Consider the following 21,246-nt stretch of genomic DNA (forward strand, 5'->3'; position numbering starts at 1 on the left):
TTGATGTTGATGATAAACCCTTAGATTGTACAAGGCTTGCACCTTAATGCAAGCCAACAAGCGGGGCAAATGGCCGAAAAACTTGCAAATCTAGAGAGGCTTCAAATTCTTGTCCAACAAGCCCTTTAAGAGGAGCTTGCCCTCCTTAAAACGGTATTCCGCATATTCTGCTTGGGCATAATATTCCCCTAGGCCTTCGGCAAAGAAATAATCCTGGCTGGGCAGGCGGGGCTGGTTGTGGTGGAAGGTGTTGATGGGCAGGTAAACCCCTGGCTGGCAGCCGGTAAAATTGCTGGGTTCTTCTGCACTTAAACGGCAGAAGCTGGCCAGGCCGGCTTGGTCGGTTTGAACCAGGGCATAGAGCGAACCTGTCAGGTTCTGCTGATACATCTCATCTTGTATCTCGTTCAAGATTTGGTAGTTTAAGATCATATAGTCGCCCTGCATAAGGGAGCGGGGATCGACTGGGGCGATTTTCAAAATCACAGGCTGGCCGCTGCTTAAAATATCCTCAAACTGATGAACCTTGTAATTAACCAAGCCCAAAACAGCCAAACCCAGGGCCAAGATGGCACTCGGCACTTGCCAACCGGCTTTTGGAGCTGGAACAGGGTTGGAGGCTGCTTTTTGGGCTGGCAAAAAGAGGCTACTGATGAGAAAGAGCAGGCCATACAGGATAAGGGAAATGCCCTTATAGAGCAGGGGGATAGCCAGGGAATAGTAGTAAAGCCCCAGTTCTAGCACCAGGCAGGCTAGAGCCAAGATCAGCACTAGGCGCTGGTTTAAACGGTAGGCCAGCAGGAGTAGGGCCACATAAAAGAGGATTTGGCCAGAGGCAATAAAGCCCAGGGCAGTCAAAAGCCAAAGCAGGCTGAGGGCGATATAGGCCAAGATCCCTAGGCTCTGTTTGTGGCTGTTAAGCCAAAAAATCAGCAGGGGAGCAAGGCAGAGAGCCAGATAGCCCAGCCAAGGCAGGGAGGGGGTGAAGCCCTCTAAATTTCTGCCGATAAGAATATAAAACATATCTTGCAGGCTATAGATTTCACGGCCTAAAGCCAGCTGGCTTGAGGATTGGAGGAGGGTTTCATTCCAATTCATCAAGACGACAAAGATCCAGCAGGCCCAGGCTAGAGGGAAGGAGAGAGCTGGCTGGCGTTTGGCTCCCAAGGCAAAGAGGGCCAGGCTTAAGAGGGGGAGGGTGTAGTAGCCATAGAGGGCATAAACATTGGTGAAAATTTCGGTATCAATATAAATATACCAAACGGCCAACAGGCTAAAGGCAGAAGCGACCCGAAACCAAGGGCTTGGGCGTTTGACATAAAAATAAGCCATCACCAGGCTGCCCAGGAGCAGGGCCAGCAGGTTTATTTGCCCGTTTTCAAAGAAGAAATAGATAAAATAAAAGCTATAGCTTAAGAGGAGGAAAAAACCAAGAATATGTTGAGTAATTGGGCTAAGTTGGCCGCCTCTTTCCTTGCGATAGAGAACCAGGCTCAAGATGAAACATAAGAGACTGGAAGCCAAAATGCCCTCTTCTTCCAGGCCCAAGAATAAAAGGGCAAGCAGTGTCCCTAGCCCCATGAGCAAGGCCCAGAACAAGATAAGGGTTAGGCCCCAAGACATAAGCTTACTTTCCACTTGATGCTTTTGCTTAAACCAATGGGCCAGCAGGAAAAAGGAGCCAAGTGCCATCAGGGCAGGGAAGAAGAAGCTGAAGACCAAGCCCATTTCAGTGCCGTTTTTATTAAAGGTGAGATCCAGTAAAAAGAAGTTGCTGGAAAGCACCATATAAACCAAGCACAGGCTTAAATTGATGAAGTCGAAACGCTTATTTTTGTAATAAAAAATCAGGCAGCCCACCCAGGCCCAGCTGCCAAGATAGCCCAAGCCATCAAGCGAGCTGTTAAAGGGCAGAGCAACTAGAGCCAATAAAAGGTGACCCAAGCCAAGCGCCAGTAAAACCTTGGGCAGAATATGATGGCGCTCATCCCGCAAGGCTGCACGGCTATATTCGCTTAGGGCCAAGAAGGTAAAGCTCCACAAGGCGGCATAGAAAAAGGCGGTTTGGCCTAAAGCGGGATAAAATAAATCTATGCTGGCATGGGAGGTGGCGATAAAGAGTAAGAAAGCAGGCAGATTAGGCAAGAGGATCAGAAGTGGGATTTGACACACCGACCAAAGGGCAAAGAGCTGCCAGGCATTGGCCCCTGTTTGGTAGGTTTGGCCCACCAAGGCTAGAAGCCCGCCAATGGCCACCGACAAGACAAAACTCGCCCCCTTGGCATAGGCCTTTTGCCCTCGGGCGTAGAAGCAAGCGCTTAAAAGGGCAAGAGCCAGCAGCAAGGCCTGCATACCGTAAATCTTTTCGGCATCTGAAAAATAGTCCCAGTTGGCCGCCAGCCAAGTGATGATGCCGCTGGAAAACAAGCCAGCCCCAAGGGTGAGCAGCAGGAATTTTAGGTAGCCTGGCCAATTTTGATGGGTTAAAGCAGAAAACATCTGTCCTCCTCTTGCCTATAATGGTTGCAATCAATTCTCAATCAGCATAATATCGCCACTTTATCTTGTTTAATTTCCCTTTGCAATGAAGAAGCCTGTTTATATTTGTCTCGGTTTTATTTTTTTCGGCCTGGGCCTGATTGGCATCCCAACGCCAGGCCTACCAACCACGCCTTTTTTGCTGCTGGCCCTTTATTTTTTTAGCCGTAGCTCTCCCCGCCTGCAAGCCTGGTTTATGGGCACCAAGGTCTATCAAAAATACCTCAAGGACTACGATCAAAACCGAGCCATGACCATGAAGCAGAAACTGACCATCCTGCTGGTTTCCACCCCTTTTAGCTTTTTTGCCGTCTATGCCCTGCCCCATATTGGCGGCAAGATTGCCATGGTCTTGGTGATTTTAGTTCAGTATTGGTATTTTTTCTTCAAAATTAAGACCATTAAGCCCTAAATTTGCTAGATTTTTCTTCTTGAAAGCCTTATATTAGCGAACACTTGTAAGCTGAAAAATAAGAAGGAAAACAAGCGTCTATGCAAACCCTCGATCTTCATTTTGTAAACCGTGTACGCCAACAAGCCGCCAAGCAGGCTAACCTTCCTGCCCTACGCCATAAGGTAGGGAATAGTTGGCAGGATATTTCCTGGGCCAGCTTCCAGGCCCAGATCGATCAACTTTCCCTGGCCCTCTTAGCCTGCCAGATTGGCGTGCAGGATAAGATCGGCATCTTCGCCCACAATATGCCCAACTGGACTATTGCCGACATTGCCGCCCTGCAAATCCGTGCCGTAACCGTGCCCATCTATGCCACCAACACGGCCAAGCAGGCTGAATTTATCATCAACAATGCCGACATTAAGATCCTCTTTGTGGGCGACCAAGAACAGCTAGAAGCCGCCCTTAGCATTGCTGATAATTGCCCGCTTTTGCAAAAAATTGTCCTGATGAAACCGCTTGTCTGCCCTGAAAATAGCTTGGTTTGTAGCTGGCAGGACTTTGTAGCCTTAGGTTCAAGTCAATTTCAGGCTCAATTAGACCAGCGTTTGGCCGACAAAAACCTAAACGATCTCTTCACCCTTATCTACACCTCCGGCACCACGGGCGAGCCAAAGGGCGTGATGTTGGACTATGCCAACCTGGCCCACCAGCTAGAAGCCCACGACCTGGCCCTGCCCCATATTGACCACCAGGACAGCTCCCTCTCCTTCCTACCGTTTTCCCATATTTTTGAACGGGCCTGGATTGCCTATGTGCTGCACCGTGGGGCGGTAAACTGCTATTTGGAAGACACCAACGAGGTACGATCTGCCTTGACCGAATTGCAACCTACCCTCATGTGTGCTGTGCCAAGGCTCTATGAAAAAATCTACACCGCCGTGCTGGACAAGGTGCAAAAGGCCCCAATCCACCGCCGTGCCCTCTTTAACTGGGCCATTCAAGCGGGTCAAAAATATAAACAATCTGCAAATCCCTCTTGGTGGGCTAGAAAACAGTTCCAACTGGCCGATAAGTTAGTGCTGTCCAAATTAAGGGCCTTGCTGGGCGGAAAAATCCGCATGATGCCTTGTGGCGGCGCCACCTTAGAACCGACTATTGGTCAATTTTTCCAGGCCATTGGAGTAAACGTTAAACTAGGCTACGGCATGACCGAAACCTGTGCCACGGTTTCCTGCTGGGCCGAGGGCGATTTTAACCCGCATTCCATCGGCACCCTTATGCCTAATGCCCAGGTGAAGATTGGCGAGAACAACGAGATTTTGGTCAAGGGTGGCATGGTGATGAAGGGCTACTACAAGAAGCCTGAAGAAACCGCCGCAGCCTTTACCGCAGATGGTTTCCTCAAAACAGGCGATGCAGGCGAGATGGACGAGAGAGGCAACCTCTTTATCACCGACCGCATTAAGGAGCTGATGAAGACCTCCAACGGCAAGTACATCGCCCCGCAGTACATTGAGGGCAAGATTGGCAAGGACAAGTTTATTGAGCAGATTGCGGTGATTGCCGATGCCAAGAAGTATGTGTCGGCCCTGATTGTGCCTTGTTTTGATAGCCTAGAAGAATACGCCAAACAGCTCAATATCAAGTACCAAGACCGCTTGGAATTGATTAAGCATTCGGAAATCATCCAACTCTTTGAGAAGCGGATCAACGAATTGCAGCAGGAGTTGCCAAGTTTTGAGCAGGTCAAAAAATTCACCCTCCTGCCCCAAGCCTTTACCACCAAAATGGAAGAAATTACCCCAACATTAAAGTTGAGAAGAAAGGTGATTTTTGAGCGCTATAAGGCGCAGATTGAGGCCATGTATAGCTAACTTTTGAAATGAACCCGCTTGTTATAGGCAAGCGGGTTTTTAGGGGGCGTTGATAATTCAAGAAAATTGCTTGTTAGAAAAGAGGAAAGTGAAAACCTTTGAGATCCACTCCCCTCTTTAGCAAAGAGGGGCAGGGGGAGATTTGGCAGAAGAAATAGCAACGAAAGGGCTATTTTCGGAGAAAAAACAAACTAATTTCTGACTAATCATTCCTTCACTCCGTTATCACTACTGCCAAATCTCCCCTAACCCCTCTTTGCTAAAGAGGGGAAGCACATCTCTAGACAATCAAAGATCACGACAACCGCAAATTTTTCCGAATTATCAACAGCCTCTAGATCAATCCTCAATATAGGATGGCTTTTTAACCAAGCAACGATAGAGCTTAAAAGGTTTACTGTCACGAAAACGCATTTCAAGCGTATTTTGATTGATCACCCTGCCTTGAACAGAACTAATTTCAGGTTGGCGATTTATTGTAGGATCATCATAACCTGTTTCATCCGAATCATAGGCCTCATAAACCCCTGTAAAGGTGGTTTCACTGATTTCACTAAAATGCGTAGGAATAATGGAGGTGTGGCCAACCGCCCCAATATAAATGGCCTTTTCTTCAATTCGGTAAAGAATTTCCCACATACGATATTTATCATTACAATGTCCAATATTTGCCTTATCTTTCACCCAATACCCCCTAAAGGCTTGAGGAAAAGAAAGCATTCTTGATTGTTCAACCGCCCGAGAAATCGCCCCTAAAAGGCCAGGGCGCTGGCTAAGTTCGGCACAGCCTGCCAGGGTAAGGCCAAGGACAGTGGCTAAGAGTATCTTTTTCATGTTAGCCGCCTATTTTTTAAAGTAGTTCCATAAGTCGCTATAGGCGTTTTTATTACCATTAGTATCTTCCTCTTGAATTGATTTCATAAAAACCGTTTGGAATTGACTTGGTAAAACATAACTTTGGCTGGCTGAGTTGAACTCAACTAACACCTTGCCAGTTCGTTTAGCAAGCACTTTACGTTTATCCCAAGCCTCTGCGCCTGATCCTTCGGTATATGGTTTATATTTTGTGAGAGTATAATGGTATTCAATCGGGTAATAACCCTCTGTCATTTTTGATTTTGTATTGATTTTAGCAGTGCATTTGACAACCGTGTAAGAATCTTGCCAGTCCTCACTGAAACAGCCAGGGATAATTTTCATTTCTGATTTACTATCATAAATAATCCCCATCTTAGAACTGCGGCCTCCAGAACCTCCTGAGCTAGATATGATCCTAAAACCTTGTTGTTCTTTACCTAGACTAATAATTTCTGCTTCAATATTATCGCCACTGAAAGCACTATTTTCCGCTCCTGCTATTGTACCATTTGCCCCTAGTACCCATTGATCGCCAACCTTATCAAAGACATAGGTATAAATTTCCGCATTAAATGGCTCACCTAAAACAAGTAAATAACGCTTTTCTCCTTGGCTGGTTTTTATATCTTTTATTTTATATTCCATATCTCCCTTAACATAACGCTCCGCAAACTGCTGCTTACTCAAAGAAACGGGCGCTTTTTCTTGCAGAAAAGCACCTGAGGATAAATTATTCATCAGGCCTGTTAATTCCGCACAGGAGGCAAGGGAGAGGGAAAGGGCTGCAAGGGCTAGGGTTTTCTTCATGGTAAACTCCTTGGATATTTATAGTGTTTAAAAAGATATATATAGTCTTCATTAAAGTGCGTTTTATATACAAAATCAACAAAATTTACAAATTATCTTCAGGATTGGCCGTGGTGGCTTTTTCATAAAGAGCCAGTTCTTTAATCAGTACCAGCAGCATTTGCAGAAATTCAGGCATCAGACTGGCCAGGCAGTAGCCTTCTACAAAATAATAGGGCGGTTTGTCGAAGTTCATGGGCAGGAGTTGATCGGGCTGGCCGCTTAAAAGGTGCTGCTCGTAGGTTTCGCCCATAAGATGAACCAGGCCGATTAAATGGTTGGTTAGGGCCAGGTCTGGATGGGCTAGGCTGAGATCTAGACTCAGGTAGAAAGGGTAGTCTGGCTTCATGCAGACCTTCTCCATATAAAAGAGATTGCCTTCTCTGGAACACATAAAGCCCGAGAAAAGGTGATAATAGGCCTTTTTATAGAAAACCTCTTTGAGGATTTGCGACATTCTGTCGTTGGGAATAAAGGGTTCAGGGTTAGGATGACGGAGTTCAGACATAGCATATTCCTTGAAGGTGGGAGGGTAAATTCAGGGCAAAAAAAAGCCCCCCAACAATCATGAGATTATTGAGGGGACCCCTTTTCGGGTATGTAATTTACAGCTAAATTAGCGATCCGTCAAGTCTTTTGCCTAGAAAGTCTGCATTTTTCTACAAATATCAGGCAGATTACTGCAAAACCCATCTAAAAGCCTAAGTTAGTATGTAGTTTATTGGTAAGGACTTTTATAAAGTTAGCCAAATGAACGCACAAGAACGTAAAACCCTCCTTAAGCAACTTGGCTTATCCATTAAGCTAACCAGAATCAAGGCCGGCCTTTCCCAAGAAGAGCTGGCCGAAATTGCTGGTCTTCACCGTACCTATATTGGCATGGTCGAACGGGCTGAACGCAATATTTCAGTCATTAACCTAGTTCAAATCGCCAATGCCCTAAAGACCACAACAGATAATTTATTAGAGGGGCGGATTTAAGGCCCCTCTAACTTCTGTTACTTTAGCCAAGATAGGCTTTAATTTTTTCGATCATTTCCAGTTTTTGCTGGTTCTCTTCTACCACTCTATCAATATTTTGAATTTCTTCCTGTTTAATAATATTGACCACATTGCGAATAAACTGCCTGAAGTCATTATAGTGCAAGGAATTATATTCGTAAGCATGGCTGTCAAGTAATAATTGAATTTGACGTTGGAACTTACTTAATAAGATTATATCCAAGCCCATGGCATAGACTACGCTGTTTTCCATAATATCTCGAATAATATCTATATCCTTATTGATTTCTTCTGCAATTTCGTTAGGCGTTTTGCTTTTCGGAATATAAGGAATGAGTTTTTTCACATCTTTAGTTAAGATCTGCCAGCGGTGTGTTTGTTTAAAGAATGAGGCTAACGCATCAACCATTTGATCTTGGCTATGGTTGACATTTTGTTCTTCATTTTCTTTATTGCGATTAAAAAGGTTTACGTTAGAAAATAGGCCCTTGGCCTTCTCAACTTTTTTAGCTGCAAAATCAATAACCGTATCCACAGCCTTAACACTGAAAGGCTCATACTCATCTTTTGCCATTTTAATAAGCCGTCTAAACAGGCTTTCTCCCTCTTGGCCTTGGGTCAATAAGAGGTTAATGAGAGTAAAGTCATCGCATCCTTTTTGGCTGGCATAATAGGTATCTAAAATTAAGAAATCTTTAGCCGCATTTTCTACCTTTTCCAAGCGGTTATCATCGCCAATTGGATATAAGATCACATCAAATAAATTTCTCGAGAAGCGGACAAAAACATAATCAAGCTTGTCACTATTATAGGCATCTTTTTCCAGCACCTTATCTACGAAAATTTCCACTTCTTTACGAATTTGAGAGGAGAATCTATGATTGATTCGCTCAAGATCTAACACACCTTGCACAATTTCATTGATAATATTATTGCGTACCGTATCAAATTTTGTGTTAATAAAATCCTTAAATATGTGATTAAAGCTATTGAGCAAGGCAATCTGTTTCTCACTTCTAATATTAAGGTGGGCAGAGGTAATGGTGCCATCAGATGTGATGCTTTTTGCCCTTTTGCTACGGGAGTTTTCATTAGTAACATCATCCTCTGTTACTCTTATTTTTTGAAAGAGTTCATCTTGTGAAAAAAGCGCTTTCAGCTTTTGAATATCTTCATTTTCATGATTATCTACACCACTCTTTTCTTTTGTGCTTTCTTCATCTCTAAATTTGTTTAGGCGTGCAACAAAGCGATTTTCTAACTCATCCTTGGTTAAATCTTTAATGTCATCTAGGGCACTTTCTTTATCTGTAGAAATACGATAATTAAAAGAGAGGATATAATTTAATTCTTTTTTAAAGGCTTCTAGATTTTGCTTGATATTCTTCTCTAAGATATTAAATCTGTCGGTTTCATAATAATGAAATAAGGCCTCTCTTAAAGAATCAATCCCGCTATTTTCTAGAGGGATATTACTATGTCCGCCCGTAATCATATCTCTATCTCGTAAATGTTTATGGGCAGAACCCACAAAAACACGTTCTTTAATAGCAAGTTGGTGTTTTTCAACATCTTTTTCTAAGGTATCTCGGTTTTTAGTCAGTTCCTCAATGTGATTGACTCTATCTAGTTGATTACCAAAGATAAAGAGTTTATCTTTTAAAGGAATACCATCTTTATCTTTTCCCTCAATTAAAATATCTAAGGTTGTTCCTTGTAAACTAGGGTTAGTGGCAACATTTGTGATTAAAATGATCACATCAGCATTTTCTAAGCGTTCTTTAGTTTGTTTTTTATGTAATTCTGTTGGGGAATCAAACCCTGGTACATCATACATAACTATGTTTTTCATCTCTTTTAATTTAGAGGAAAATATATTTATATATTTTACGCTGCGAGGTTTAGATACATTGCCATTTTTACCTGTAATATAATGCTTGAATGCTATATCACTAATCTTATCTTCATCAAAAGTAATAATATTTCCAGTTAGTAATTGTTCCAAATCTTCTTTAGTACTCAAAATATCCCGAATATCTGCAATAATGTAGGTTTTATAATCAAATAAATCTGGGTTTTGTACTTTAAGATTCTCAATATGAGCATCAAAAACAGCCAGCTCAAGGTTTTTATAGGTTAGCTCAGGTTCAAGGGGATAGTTTACTTCAGACAACATTGTTCTAAAATTTTGGTTAAATTCCTCTTCACTATAAAAGCAAATCTCAGCAGAATCTTTGCCATCCGTTGAACTCATTAGACAGGTTGTGGTAAAGGTGCAGCGTTCTGTAGCAGAAGGCAAGAGGTTATTTTCAACCAAAGCGTTAGCAAAGGTAGATTTTCCTGCCTTTTCAAGCCCAATTACAGCTACTTCAAACTCATCTTTTTTGACTTTTTTGAGTAAGGTTTTACTTTTCTTATAAAGCTCTTCTAGAGCAAGGGCTGGGAAATCTTTTGAACTAAAAAGAGGATTGGTTTGAAGATCATCAAATAAGTTAATTTGTGCGGATAAGAGGTCAATTTGTTCGTGCTTTTTAGCATCAAATTCAGTATTCATAGCAGGCTCCATGACAAATAAATCATTATTAAGAAACGAATAGTGTTCATTTTATAGCCTTACAATAGCGTTGTGTCAAGATAGTAAGGGTATTTTGAGGAGAAATTTACATTCAGGAGAGGTTTTATGTTCCCAAAATCTGTTCACAAAATAGCAACCTTTGTCACCAATATTTTACCACCTAAGAGGTATATTTCGTTTGACAAGGCTAGGTGCAAGCACGAAAATAGCAAGCGTTTTCAGCTAACCCGTTTTAGCAGAAAACGCTTTCTTTTTATTTCGAGGATACAACTATGAGTATTTTTCAACAAACTGACCCAAGCCGTCGCCGCTTTGGTTTAGCCGTTTTTATCGGGATTATCGCAGGCATTATTTCTGCCTTCGTTAAATGGGGCGCTGAACACCCCTTCCCACCACGCAGCCCAATCGATCTCTTTACCGCAGCCTGCCCACAACCTGTGCTAGATGCCATGAATGCCGCCTCAGACCAGGTGGCCGCCAAGGCCATCGCCCTGCAAGAATGTTCCCGTGCCTTCTTAAACCCGCCGCACGTTTTCTTGCGTGACTATATCGGCATCGATCCAACAGAAGCCGCCTTTACCTTTGCAGACCACGCTTTTAACTGGATTGGCGTGACCCACATGATTTTCTCCCTGGTCTTTGCCATTGGTTATTGCTTGGTGGCCGAAGTCTTCCCGAAAATCAAATTCTGGCAAGGGATTGGTGCGGGTATCATCGCCAATATCTGTGTTCACTACATCACCTTCCCGGCCCTAGGCCTGACCCCGCCTGTGGCAGAATGGCCTTTATATGAGCATATTTCTGAATTAGTTGGCCATATTTTCTGGTTCTGGACCATTGAGGTTATCCGCCGTGACCTGCGTAACCGCATGACCCAAGAGCCTGATCCTGAAGTGCCTTTAACGCAGCCTTATCGTTAAAAATAAAACCGCTTATGTGAACCATAAGCGGTTTGTTTTTATGGCAGGGCCAAAATCCGACAGTTACACAGGTCGTCGCTTTCAAAGGCGGTCATTTCCCTGGCCTGTTTGCCTGGAATGGGGAAGAGCCTCACCGTCAGTGGTTTGTTGAGGCGGAAGGCCATGGTGCCGGTGTCCCGCATGATGGCAGTGATTTTCTCCACAGGTGTGTCGCCTGCAATGGGCACGGTGTCTAGCCCAATGCCGCAGACCGCACTGTAGGTCAGCAAGGCCCGAATATCAAAATCTCCCCTCTGCGTGCCTTGAGCCAGGCCCAAATCTTCTGTAACAGCCAGCATGAGGCCTGAAAAGCCAACTAAGGGCACATTTTTAACCGATTTAAAGACCCGAGTTAAGAGGGCAGAAGCCTCCACCGTGCCAGCTGCCCCGAAGTAAGGCACGCCTAGCAACTCATAAACCGTGGCCATGGAGGCACAATTTTTGGAAGGAGCGGCCGAGCTGTCAATGCCGGCAAATGCAAAATTCCCTGATAATTCAACCGCTTGTAGGGCAGCAAGAACCTCATCCACATGGTATTGCAGGGCCTGGGAAAGGGCCTCAAAGGCCTGATGGAAGCGGGCATTATGCTCATCTTGCGGCAAGTTTTTGAGGACTTCCACCATCAAATCGGGCGTTTCCAGGCCAATCACAAAGCTGTTAGGCAGGTCGCTGCTGTGGTAGCTGGCCGGAAAATAAGGAATAAAGGGTTGGCAGTTGAAATTGACGGTAAAGTTAAAGTTGCCCTCGCCCCGTGGGGTTAATTGGGCGATTTGCTGGATGGCCTGGGCGGAACGTTCAATCTGGGCATTGTCGAGGATCTGATTATCGTCCAAGGCGATATTGACACAGGCATTGCAAAGGTCGCCAAAGCTGGCGATCAGCTCTGGCAGGAGGGCGATTTCCTCCGCTGTTTTGGCCTCACCAATGGCAAAACGAATGCGTAAGCCGCTGTCATTCATGGCCTGGAGGAGCTGGCTTAGGTAGGCCAGATCTGCCTTGGCGGTTTCCAGGCTGGTCAGATTGAGGTATTGGCCAAAGGCATTGGTCACAATCCGAATGGTTTGAACGGTGTAGCCCTGGTTTTGCAGGGCGGGCACAAGAAGGTCAAATTCCGCCTTGGCCTTGGCCAGTTCTGCCTGCCATTGGGCCTTGTCTTGGGTCAGGGAGAGAAAGAGGGTAACGGCCCGCACTCGGCAGAGGGCCTTATTTTGGTATGACATGGGTTTGCTCCTAAGAATGAATTTAACAAAGTAGTAACATATTTATCTGGCTTTGCCAAATGAAATATGAAAAATCATTTGTCTTTGCCGCCTAAAAAATATATTATAGACGTCTAGATGGAAAAACGTCTAAAGCCAATTAGGTACAAGCGGTCAGAATTTGCAGGATTTTCGCAAAAACCGGCCGCTTGTCTTTTGCTTATATCACAAAATCGAGGAAAACATGGCGATTAACTTATTTACTTCCGAATCGGTGTCTGAAGGACATCCAGATAAGATTGCAGACCAAATTTCAGACGCAGTCCTAGACGAAATTCTTAAACAAGACCCCAAAGCCCGTGTGGCCTGTGAAACCTATGTGAAAACGGGGATGGCCTTGGTGGGTGGTGAAATCACCACTTCCGCCTGGGTGGACATTGAAAACCTGACCCGCCAGGTCATTTGCGACATCGGCTACACCCATTCTGATATGGGCTTTGACGCTCATTCCTGTGCAGTGCTTAATGCCATTGGTAAACAATCCCCAGACATCAATCAAGGCGTGGATCGGGCCGACCTGCTTGAGCAGGGTGCGGGCGACCAGGGCATTATGTTCGGCTATGCCACCAATGAAACTGAGGTGCTGATGCCTGCTCCAATTACCTATGCCCACCGTTTGATGGAGCAACAGGCCAAGGTGCGTAAATCAGGCAAGCTAGACTGGCTCCGCCCAGATGCTAAGAGCCAGCTGACCTTTATCTATGAAGACAACAAGATCAAGGGTATTGATGCCGTGGTGCTTTCGACCCAGCACGCCGAAAGCGTGTCGCAAAAAGAGGTTTATGAGGGCGTGATGGAGGAGATCATCAAGCCAATTTTGCCAAGCGAGTGGCTGAACCAAAACACCAAATACTTCATCAACCCAACCGGCCGTTTTGTGATTGGGGGCCCAATGGGCGACTGTGGTTTAACTGGCCGTAAGATTATTGTAGATACCTACGGCGGGGCTGCCCGTCACGGTGGTGGGGCCTTCTCAGGTAAGGATCCATCCAAAGTAGATAGATCAGCGGCCTATGCTGCCCGCTATGTGGCTAAGAACATTGTGGCGGCAGGCCTAGCTGATCGCTGTGAAATCCAGCTTTCCTATGCCATTGGCGTGGCCGATCCAACCTCTATTATGGTGGAAACCTTCGGCACGGGTAAGGTCAGCAATGAGGTGCTGGTTAAATTAGTGCGTGAGCATTTTGATTTACGCCCTTATGGCCTCATTCAAATGCTGGATCTGATCCGCCCAATCTACCGTGAAACCGCCGCCTATGGCCACTTCGGCCGTGAACACTTCCCTTGGGAGCAAACCAACAAGGCGGAAGCTTTGCGTTCAGCGGCTGGGTTTTAATTCGCTCACTTTATGATATTGATGGCGCAAGCGTCCACGCTTGTGCCTTATATATCAATACCTTATCAGCACCAGCGAGGACGCTGGCGCTATCCCTGCTAAAAAGAAGCCTATGAACTTAGCCAAAAGCCTGTTTATTTGCCTAATCCTGGCCTTTACCTCCCTAGCCAGCTACTTCCTGCTTATCGGCTCAGGTATGTTCCCCAGCCCTGATCTTGCCCTAATAGGCCTAGTGATGGTCTTTATTTTGGCCCTAAGCCAAAGCCGAAAGATCTTCTATTTTATCCTCCTGCCTCTGATTATTATCCACGCCTTCTATACGCCGACAGGCCTGAATTTTGGGGCACCTAGCTATCAATATATCGCTTCGCTCTTTGCCACCGATCTGCTGGAAACCAAGGAATTTCTGCTGCAAATTCCATTCACCAGCTACTTGATTGCCTTCTCTATTCCAGTGCTGCTTGTGGCCCAATACAAACTTACCCAGCGGGCGGGCATCAATTTTTATCGCAATAAGACCTTTCTAGCCCTTTCCGCCCTCCTAGTGGCCTTTCATCTGCCCATTGCCAATCCGCTCAAGGAAACCGTTAATGCAGGCCTCAAGATTATGGACGAGGTAGGCAAGCTCAAGGCCATGACTAACAGCCCCAGCCGCTGGGGAGTTACGGAACTTGAGGCCAAATACGATGATTATGTGTTGATTATCGGCGAAAGCGCCCGTAAGGACTACCATCACGCCTTTGGCTACCCGGTGGAAAATACCCCCTTTATGAGCCAGGCCAAGGGCACGCTTATTGACGGCCTGCGTTCAGCCGGCACCAACACGGTGGCCTCGCTCCGCCTTATGCTGACCCTGCCCAACAAGGAGACCTGGGAGCCTAACTATGATTTGAGCCTGATGGACTTGCTTAATTCAGCCGGCCTTGAAACCCATTGGCTGTCTAACCAGGGCTACTTGGGCGAGTTTGACACGCCAGTTTCTTCTCTGGCCTCCAAGGCTCAACAAGTTACCTTTATGAAAAAGGGCGGGAGCTTTAATTCTACCAACCATAGCGATTTTGAGCTGCTGCCCAAGTTTGCCCATATTTTACAAGCACCAAGCTCGAAAAAACGCTTTATCGTCCTGCATATCTACGGCTCCCACCCCCTGGCCTGCGACCGCTTGGAGGATTACGCCACCATTTTTAAAGAGGGCCAGATTGACCCCAAACACCATTATCTTAACTGCTATATTTCCTCCATTAAGAAAACCGATGAATTTCTAGCTAGGGTTTATGAGCAGCTCAAGGCTCACCAGGCAAGCAGCCAGCGGAGCTTTTCCATGGTCTATTTTTCCGACCACGGCATGTGTCACCAGGAAAATGGCAAGGAAATCGTGCTGAATCAGAACTGCTTTAGCCAGGCCCACCATGATGTACCGCTCTTTAAACTGTCTTCAGACGACAGCGAGCAAAAACGCTATCAGGCCTTTAAGTCTGGGTTGAATTTTGTGGAAGGTATGGCGACTTGGGTGGGGATAAAACACCCCTTGCTTGATGAGAAGGTAGATCTCTTTTCCAATCAGCCAGACCCAAGTGATTATGGCCTGGCTGATCGGATTAAGGAAAAATATCGGAAAGAGGCCGATCCCGCGGTAGATATTGGCCCTTAGGCAAAGTCCAAAATACCTGTTACCCTGCCCGCTTCATTGACTGCCACCAGGGAGTGAATGTGCAGGGCTTTCATCATTTCTTCTGCCTTGCCGATAAACTCACTGTCTAAAATGGTTTTCGGCGAGCGGGTCATGATTTGCTGGGCCGTTTGGTTCAGGCTTTCTGCCCCCTTGGCGGCTAAGAGGCGGCGGACATCCCCATCGGTAATAATGCCCAAGAGCGCCTCCCCTTCCATCACCAAGGCCACGCCCATTCTGCCCTCATTCATTACAGACAAGCAATCATTAAAGATAGCCTCTGGTGCAACCACAGGCAGTTTGGTACGCATAAGATCCCGCACACGGTAGAGCAATTTGCGGCCCAGGCTGCCACCTGGGTGGAAGCGGGCAAAGTCTTCAGGCTTGAATTGACGGGCCTCAATCAGGGCCACGGCCAGGGCATCGCCCAGGGCCATGGTGATCAGGCTGGAGGTGGTAGGAGCCAGGTTATTGGGGCAGGCCTCACGGCTGACACTGATGTCTAAGAAGAGATCGGCATTCTTGGCCAGGGTGGACTGCGGATTGCCGCACATGGCAATAATCTTGTTGCCAAAGTTCTTCAGCGAAGGAATGAGTTTATTGACATCATCCGTTTCACCGCTATTGGAAATCAAAATGACCACATCAATGGGCTTGAGCATACCCAAGTCCCCGTGGAAGGCTTCGGTTGGGTGGAGGAAGAAGCTTGGGGTGCCAGTGGAAGCAAAGGTGGCCACCATTTTCTTACCCACCAAGCCTGACTTACCGATGCCGCCCACCACCAACCGCCCCTGGCAGTTGAGGATCATATCCACCGCTTTTTGGAAGGCCTGGCTCAAGCCCGCTTCTGTTTTTTGCAGGGCTTGAATATAGAGGCCAAGCACTGCTTTTCCGCTTTGAATGTAGTCCATAATGCCCCCTTCTTGGCCTATTTAATGCTTAATTCTGGGAAGGATTTGACGGTCTCATCAATGGCCTTGACACGCACCAAGAAGTCTTCCAAAAGGTGGAGAGGCAGGGCGCTTGGGCCATCGCACTTGGCCTGATCAGGGTCGATATGAGACTCAAGGAAAAGGCCGGCCAAACGGGTTGCCATGCCAGCTAGGGCTAGATCTAAGACCTGGGAACGGCGGCCGCCTGAGGCAGCAGCACCCGCCTCACGCTGTTGAAGGGAGTGGGTGACATCGAAAATCACCGGCATATTGCCGCTGACCTTTTTCATCACGCCAAAGCCCAACATATCGACCACTAAATTGTCGTAGCCAAAGTTTACCCCACGTTCGCATAAAATCAGCTGGTCGTTGCCAGCTTCCTTGAATTTTTCCACGATATTGCCCATTTGATGAGGGCTTAAAAACTGTGGTTTTTTGATGTTGATGATACGGCCTGTTTTGGCCATGGCGTGAACCAAATCAGTCTGGCGGGCCAAGAAGGCCGGCAGTTGAATCACATCCACCACTTCCGCCACAGGCGCTGCCTGCCAAGGCTCGTGTACATCGGTAATAACGGGTACATTAAATTCTTTTTTGACTTGGGCAAAAATCTTCATCCCCTCTTCTAGACCCACACCACGGTAGGAATGGATGGAGGAGCGGTTGGCCTTGTCAAAGGAGGCCTTGAAAACAAAGGGGATCTTGAGCTTGTCAGTCACCTTAACATACTGCTCGCAGGCCTTGAGGGTGGAGTCCAGGTCTTCTAAAACATTGATGCCACCAAAAAGGGTAAAGGGTTGATCGTTAGCGATGGTGAAATGATGTAGTTTCATGTCGGTATCCTTGCAAGGTTGATGGCGCCAGCCTCCAGGCTGGTGCCTTGATTAGGTTTATTAGCACCAGCCTGGAGGCTGGCGCTATCAATGGCAGTAATTATAGGGGATCTGCTGAAGATAATCCTACATTTTTTCCAAATTCGCCATCTTGGCAATCAGCCACTTAATCCCGTTATTAACAAAGGCAATCTGTACTCGAGTTTGGTCGCCAGCTCCTTCCACATTGATAATGGTACCCGTGCCGAACTTGGCATGGGCCACCTTCTGGCCCATCTTCCAGCCGGCTTCCTGCTCCAAACAAGCGGCCGGTTTCGGGCTATTTTTTGCAAACGTGGCTGGGCGGTTGATGTTGCCTCTTAAGCGGATTTCCCGGATATGCTCTTCCGGCAGCTCCGCAATAAAGCGGGAAGGAATATGTTTTTCCTCCTTGCCGTAGAGGCGGCGGCTTTCGGCATAGCTGATGGTCAGTTTGCGTTTGGCCCGGGTAATGCCCACATAGGCCAGTCGGCGTTCTTCCTGCAAACGGCCCTCATCAAAGGTCATGCCACTTGGGAAGATACCCTCTTCCACGCCTACTATAAAGACCCGAGGGAACTCCAAGCCCTTGGCCGAATGCAGGGTCATGAGCTCCACATAGTCCTGGTGGGGAGAAGCCTGAGCCTCGCCGGCCTCAAGGGAGGCATGGGTTAGGAAGGCGGTGAGATCACTCATGTCCTCGGCTTCATCAGGCTTGCTGAACTGGCGGGTGGCGGTGACTAGCTCGCCCAAGTTCTCAATTCGAGCCTCACCCTTCTCGCCTTTTTCAGCCTGGTACATAGCCAACAAGCCCGATTTATTGATGACATATTCGGTCTGCTCAAAGAGGCTCATTTGGCTGGTTTCTTGCTCCAGGGCGTTAATCAGCTCCACAAAGCGTAGCAGGGCGGTGGCGGCTCGGCCAGACAAGTGTTCTTCCTGAATAGCCAGTTGAATGGCCTGCCAGAGGGTAATCTGCTTGGAGCGGGTTAGCTGCCGTAGGGCATCCAGGGTGCGATCACCAATTCCTCTTGGCGGCGTGTTGATAACCCGCTCAAAGGCAGCATCGTCCTGGCGGTTGGCAATCAGGCGGAGGTAGGCCAGGGCATCCTTGATTTCCTGGCGTTCAAAAAATCGCATACCACCATAAATGCGATAAGGGATATTGGCCTGAATCAGGGCCTCTTCAATGACCCGGGACAGACTGTTGCTCCGATAAAGAATGGCACATTCGTTGAGTTCGCCCTCAGATTCCGTCCACTGCTTGATTTGGGAGGCCACAAAGCGGGCCTCGTCCAGCTCGTTAAAGGCGGCATAGATCTCAACCGGGTCACCATCGCCCCCGTCCGTCCAGAGGTTCTTGCCCAGGCGGTCGTCATTGTTGGCAATCAATTCATTTGCAGCATTGAGGATGTGGCCAGTGGAGCGGTAATTTTGCTCTAGGCGGATGGTTTGGGCATTTTCGTAGTCGTCCAAAAAGCGTTGGATATTCTCCACCTGGGCCCCCCGCCAGCCGTAAATGGACTGGTCGTCATCGCCCACGATCATAACCTTGCCAGTCTTGCCCGCCAGCAGGCGGATAAGTTTGTATTGAATATGGTTGGTGTCTTGAAACTCATCAATCAAAATATGCTGAAAACGCTGCTGGTAGCGTTGCAGGATGGGGGCCTTAAACTTAAAGAGTTCATAGGCCCGAATGAGCAGTTCGGCAAAGTCTAGCAGGCCGGCCCGGTCGCAGGCGTCCTGATAGATTTCATAGAGCTGAACCAGTTTTTTCTCGTTGGGGTCGTTTTGGTGGTCGATGTGTTCAGGCCGCAGGCCCTTGTCCTTCTGGGCATTGATGTACCAGGCCACATTCTTAGGTGGGAAGGCCTTTTCGTCCACATTATGCAGTTTAAGCAGGCGTTTAAGCAGGCGTTGCTGATCTTCGCTGTCCATGATTTGGAAGTCCTGGGGCAGATCGGCATCCAGATAATGGGCCCGCAGGAGGCGGTTGGCGATGCTGTGGAAGGTGCCCACCCACATGCCAAAGAGGCGGTTATGCTCAGAGGATTGGCTAAGGGTATGCTCAATCCGATGGCGCATTTCAGCCGCAGCCTTGTTGGTAAAGGTCACAGCCAAAATGCTGGATTCAGCCACATTTTCCACCCCAATCAACCAAGCAATTCGGGAGGTCAGCACCCGGGTTTTGCCACTGCCTGCCCCGGCCAGAACCAAGTAATTGCCCAAGGGGGCAGCCACAGCCTCCCGCTGCCTATCATTCAAACCATCTAATAATAAGGAAAAATCCACACCAACCTCTGATTTTTTATACAGTTAAATTGGGTGGATTATAGCGAAAGAAGTGGCCTTTGGCAAAAATAAAATCTCGGCAGATGATGCCGAGATTTGCAAGTTTTGGGGGATTTCTCCCCGCTTGTTAGGCCCAGTTTTTCTTCTTAGAGGTTTTGCCGATGCCCACGTTGAAGCTGTTGGTTGGATCCAGCTTCTTATAGAAGCTGCGCAAGTCCTCGTTGGCTTCGTACAAGTGGCCCACATTGTGCTCGGCTGGGTATTGGGCGCCCCGTTGGTCGAGGAGTTTCAGCATATCGTGCTCAAGCTGCTCGCAGTCGTTGCCCTTCTTGACAATATAGTCTTGGTGGAAAACGTGGCACATAAAATGGCCATAGTAGAGCTTGTGGATGATCTTGTTGTCGATTTCCGCTGGCAGGCGTTCATACCAATCCTGATCGTTGCGGCGCAGGGCGATGTCCAGGGCCACAATGTCCTCCACCTCTTTCTCGTGAATAGCACGGTAACGCACCGCAGCTGAAGCCACGGCAAAGCGATGCAGCATGGCTGCCTGGGTTTCAACTGGGTCGCACTCAAAGTATCCACCTTTGGCTCGGTCTGCAAAATAAGCCTTGAGATATTCTCTGGCTTCTTGCACACCCTTGCCGCCCATTTTCAAGATGAGGTGATGCTCATATTGGGCACGGTAGTCCAAGATGGATTTTGGCAGATGTTGCGGGAGCACCTTGGAAACCAGTTGCAAGAACTTGTCGCTTAAATGGCTTGGCAGGAAGCCGACCTTCTTGGCCAGTCTGTCCACCTTGGCCTTGGCAGCAAAGAGCTGCGGCAGGCGGTGGGTACCCGCTTTCTTGATGACCCAGAAGGTATCCTTGCCGTATTCTGCGGCAATATCAAAGGCATCACGGTGGATGTATTCGCCTGAAATCGGCAGGCTCTCAAACTGGCCTAACATATGGCGGCGCAGTTCGGTGAGTACATCAATTTGGTTGGTGCCAATGTAGAAAACCGCCGTTTCGCTTTCGGCTGGGAAGGTATCCAAACGCACGGCAAAGACGGCCAATTTCCCCGCACAGCCTGAACTTTCATAATGGCGGGATGGATCGGCATTAAAGCGGGCAGGTGTGTCTTCATCAATTTGGCGAACATGGTTGCAATAGCTGTGATCGTGCGCTTTCTTGCTGCTATCTTGCTGAATATCCTTGTTTTGGTAGTGATGGCCTTGAAGGTTGGTCAGGATTTCTTCAGGCGTGCTACCCAAGTCGATCCCCAAGTGGTTCACCAATTCTAATTTACCCTCTGCATTGATTTGGGCAAACAGGGCCATTTCCGTATAGACTGGCCCCCGTTGCACCAAGGCCCCGCCCGAGTTGTTGCAAACCCCGCCAATCACAGACGCCCCAATACAGGACGAACCAATCACCGAATGCGGCTCCCGTTTAAGCGGCTTGAGCATGAGTTCAAGTTGGTTAAGGGTGGAACCTGGCAAGCAAACGGCCTGCTGGGCTTCATTGATAAGCTGAATACCGTCAATCCGCATGGCGTTGATAATCACAATATCACGATCGTAATCATTGCCACTTGGGGTTGAACCGCCTGTTAGGCCCGTGTTGGCGGCTTGCGAAATCACAATCACCCCCGCTTCGACACAGGCTTCTAGCACCTTCCACTGCTCCAAAAGCGTACCAGGCCGAACCACGGCCAAGGCATTGCCCGACCCAAAACGATAGCCACTGCGGTAGGCCTCGTTTTTGCTTGGGTCTGTAATCACATATTTTTCGCCGACAATTTGGCGTAGGCTATTGAGTAAATTTTGGCTGGTCATTTTTCTTCCTCCATTGTTAAACATAGCGATATTAAA

General features: G+C 47.4%; 16 protein-coding genes. 6 read left to right on the top strand and 10 right to left on the bottom strand.

Going from position 1 to position 21,246, the window contains the following annotated elements:
• Window positions 1-90: 90 nt before the first annotated feature.
• Window positions 91-2,499: a hypothetical protein gene (locus tag A4G20_03600; protein ID QIW15473.1), complete on the bottom strand. Its 2,409-nt coding sequence runs from the start codon at window positions 2,497-2,499 to the stop codon at window positions 91-93.
• Window positions 2,500-2,584: 85 nt separating this feature from the next.
• Between A4G20_03600 and A4G20_03605 the strand changes: the two genes are divergently transcribed.
• Both A4G20_03605 and A4G20_03610 read left to right on the top strand, forming a co-directional pair.
• Window positions 2,585-2,950, top strand: coding sequence for a hypothetical protein (locus A4G20_03605; protein ID QIW15474.1), 366 nt, complete (start codon window positions 2,585-2,587; stop codon window positions 2,948-2,950).
• A gap of 80 nt (window positions 2,951-3,030) precedes the next feature.
• Window positions 3,031-4,809 carry a long-chain fatty acid--CoA ligase gene (locus tag A4G20_03610; protein QIW15475.1) on the top strand — a complete coding sequence of 593 codons (1,779 nt, stop codon included), beginning with the start codon at window positions 3,031-3,033 and terminating at the stop codon, window positions 4,807-4,809.
• Between the two features lie 339 nt (window positions 4,810-5,148).
• Here A4G20_03610 and A4G20_03615 read toward each other — a convergent pair whose 3' ends face one another.
• The 3 genes from A4G20_03615 to A4G20_03625 all read right to left on the bottom strand — a co-directional run bounded on the left by A4G20_03615 (window position 5,149) and on the right by A4G20_03625 (window position 7,021).
• On the bottom strand, window positions 5,149-5,643 hold the full coding sequence (locus tag A4G20_03615) for a hypothetical protein (GenBank protein QIW15476.1): 495 nt from the start codon (window positions 5,641-5,643) through the stop codon (window positions 5,149-5,151).
• A 9-nt stretch (window positions 5,644-5,652) separates the two neighbouring features.
• Window positions 5,653-6,474, bottom strand: a complete 822-nt coding sequence (locus A4G20_03620; protein QIW15477.1) for a hypothetical protein — start codon at window positions 6,472-6,474, stop codon at window positions 5,653-5,655.
• 85 nt (window positions 6,475-6,559) lie between these two features.
• Entirely contained in the window at window positions 6,560-7,021 is a 462-nt protein-coding gene (locus tag A4G20_03625; protein QIW15478.1) for a hypothetical protein, read from the bottom strand.
• 242 nt (window positions 7,022-7,263) lie between these two features.
• Between A4G20_03625 and A4G20_03630 the strand changes: the two genes are divergently transcribed.
• The gene (locus tag A4G20_03630; GenBank protein ID QIW15479.1) at window positions 7,264-7,494 is read left to right on the top strand and encodes a transcriptional regulator; all 231 of its coding nucleotides are present in this window, start codon (window positions 7,264-7,266) and stop codon (window positions 7,492-7,494) included.
• 22 nt (window positions 7,495-7,516) lie between these two features.
• Here A4G20_03630 and A4G20_03635 read toward each other — a convergent pair whose 3' ends face one another.
• Window positions 7,517-10,069 carry a hypothetical protein gene (locus A4G20_03635; protein ID QIW15480.1) on the bottom strand — a complete coding sequence of 851 codons (2,553 nt, stop codon included), beginning with the start codon at window positions 10,067-10,069 and terminating at the stop codon, window positions 7,517-7,519.
• A 293-nt stretch (window positions 10,070-10,362) separates the two neighbouring features.
• On the opposite strand from A4G20_03635, the gene A4G20_03640 reads away from it, so the two are divergent.
• Window positions 10,363-11,010 carry a hypothetical protein gene (locus A4G20_03640; protein ID QIW15481.1) on the top strand — a complete coding sequence of 216 codons (648 nt, stop codon included), beginning with the start codon at window positions 10,363-10,365 and terminating at the stop codon, window positions 11,008-11,010.
• A gap of 38 nt (window positions 11,011-11,048) precedes the next feature.
• Here A4G20_03640 and A4G20_03645 read toward each other — a convergent pair whose 3' ends face one another.
• On the bottom strand, window positions 11,049-12,269 hold the full coding sequence (locus A4G20_03645; protein QIW15482.1) for a hypothetical protein: 1,221 nt from the start codon (window positions 12,267-12,269) through the stop codon (window positions 11,049-11,051).
• Window positions 12,270-12,492: 223 nt separating this feature from the next.
• On the opposite strand from A4G20_03645, the gene A4G20_03650 reads away from it, so the two are divergent.
• Both A4G20_03650 and A4G20_03655 read left to right on the top strand, forming a co-directional pair.
• Window positions 12,493-13,644 (top strand): methionine adenosyltransferase, encoded by a 1,152-nt coding sequence (locus A4G20_03650; GenBank protein ID QIW15483.1) that lies wholly within the window; start codon window positions 12,493-12,495, stop codon window positions 13,642-13,644.
• 112 nt (window positions 13,645-13,756) lie between these two features.
• Window positions 13,757-15,295: a hypothetical protein gene (locus A4G20_03655; protein QIW15484.1), complete on the top strand. Its 1,539-nt coding sequence runs from the start codon at window positions 13,757-13,759 to the stop codon at window positions 15,293-15,295.
• Here the strand turns inward: A4G20_03655 and A4G20_03660 are convergent.
• The 4 genes from A4G20_03660 to A4G20_03675 form a co-directional block, all read right to left on the bottom strand.
• Window positions 15,292-16,224 carry an arabinose-5-phosphate isomerase gene (locus tag A4G20_03660; protein QIW15485.1) on the bottom strand — a complete coding sequence of 311 codons (933 nt, stop codon included), beginning with the start codon at window positions 16,222-16,224 and terminating at the stop codon, window positions 15,292-15,294. The two genes, A4G20_03655 and A4G20_03660, sit on opposite strands and share 4 nt — an antisense overlap.
• A 17-nt stretch (window positions 16,225-16,241) precedes the next feature.
• Window positions 16,242-17,078: a 3-deoxy-8-phosphooctulonate synthase gene (locus A4G20_03665; GenBank protein QIW15486.1), complete on the bottom strand. Its 837-nt coding sequence runs from the start codon at window positions 17,076-17,078 to the stop codon at window positions 16,242-16,244.
• Between the two features lie 126 nt (window positions 17,079-17,204).
• The gene (locus A4G20_03670; GenBank protein QIW15487.1) at window positions 17,205-19,388 is read right to left on the bottom strand and encodes a DNA helicase II; all 2,184 of its coding nucleotides are present in this window, start codon (window positions 19,386-19,388) and stop codon (window positions 17,205-17,207) included.
• A gap of 127 nt (window positions 19,389-19,515) precedes the next feature.
• Window positions 19,516-21,210, bottom strand: a complete 1,695-nt coding sequence (locus A4G20_03675; protein QIW15488.1) for a D-lactate dehydrogenase — start codon at window positions 21,208-21,210, stop codon at window positions 19,516-19,518.
• Window positions 21,211-21,246 lie beyond the last annotated feature (36 nt).

The sequence above is a fragment of the Pasteurellaceae bacterium RH1A genome, from assembly GCA_012221805.1.
In the GTDB taxonomy this organism is placed as follows: domain Bacteria; phylum Pseudomonadota; class Gammaproteobacteria; order Enterobacterales; family Pasteurellaceae; genus RH1A.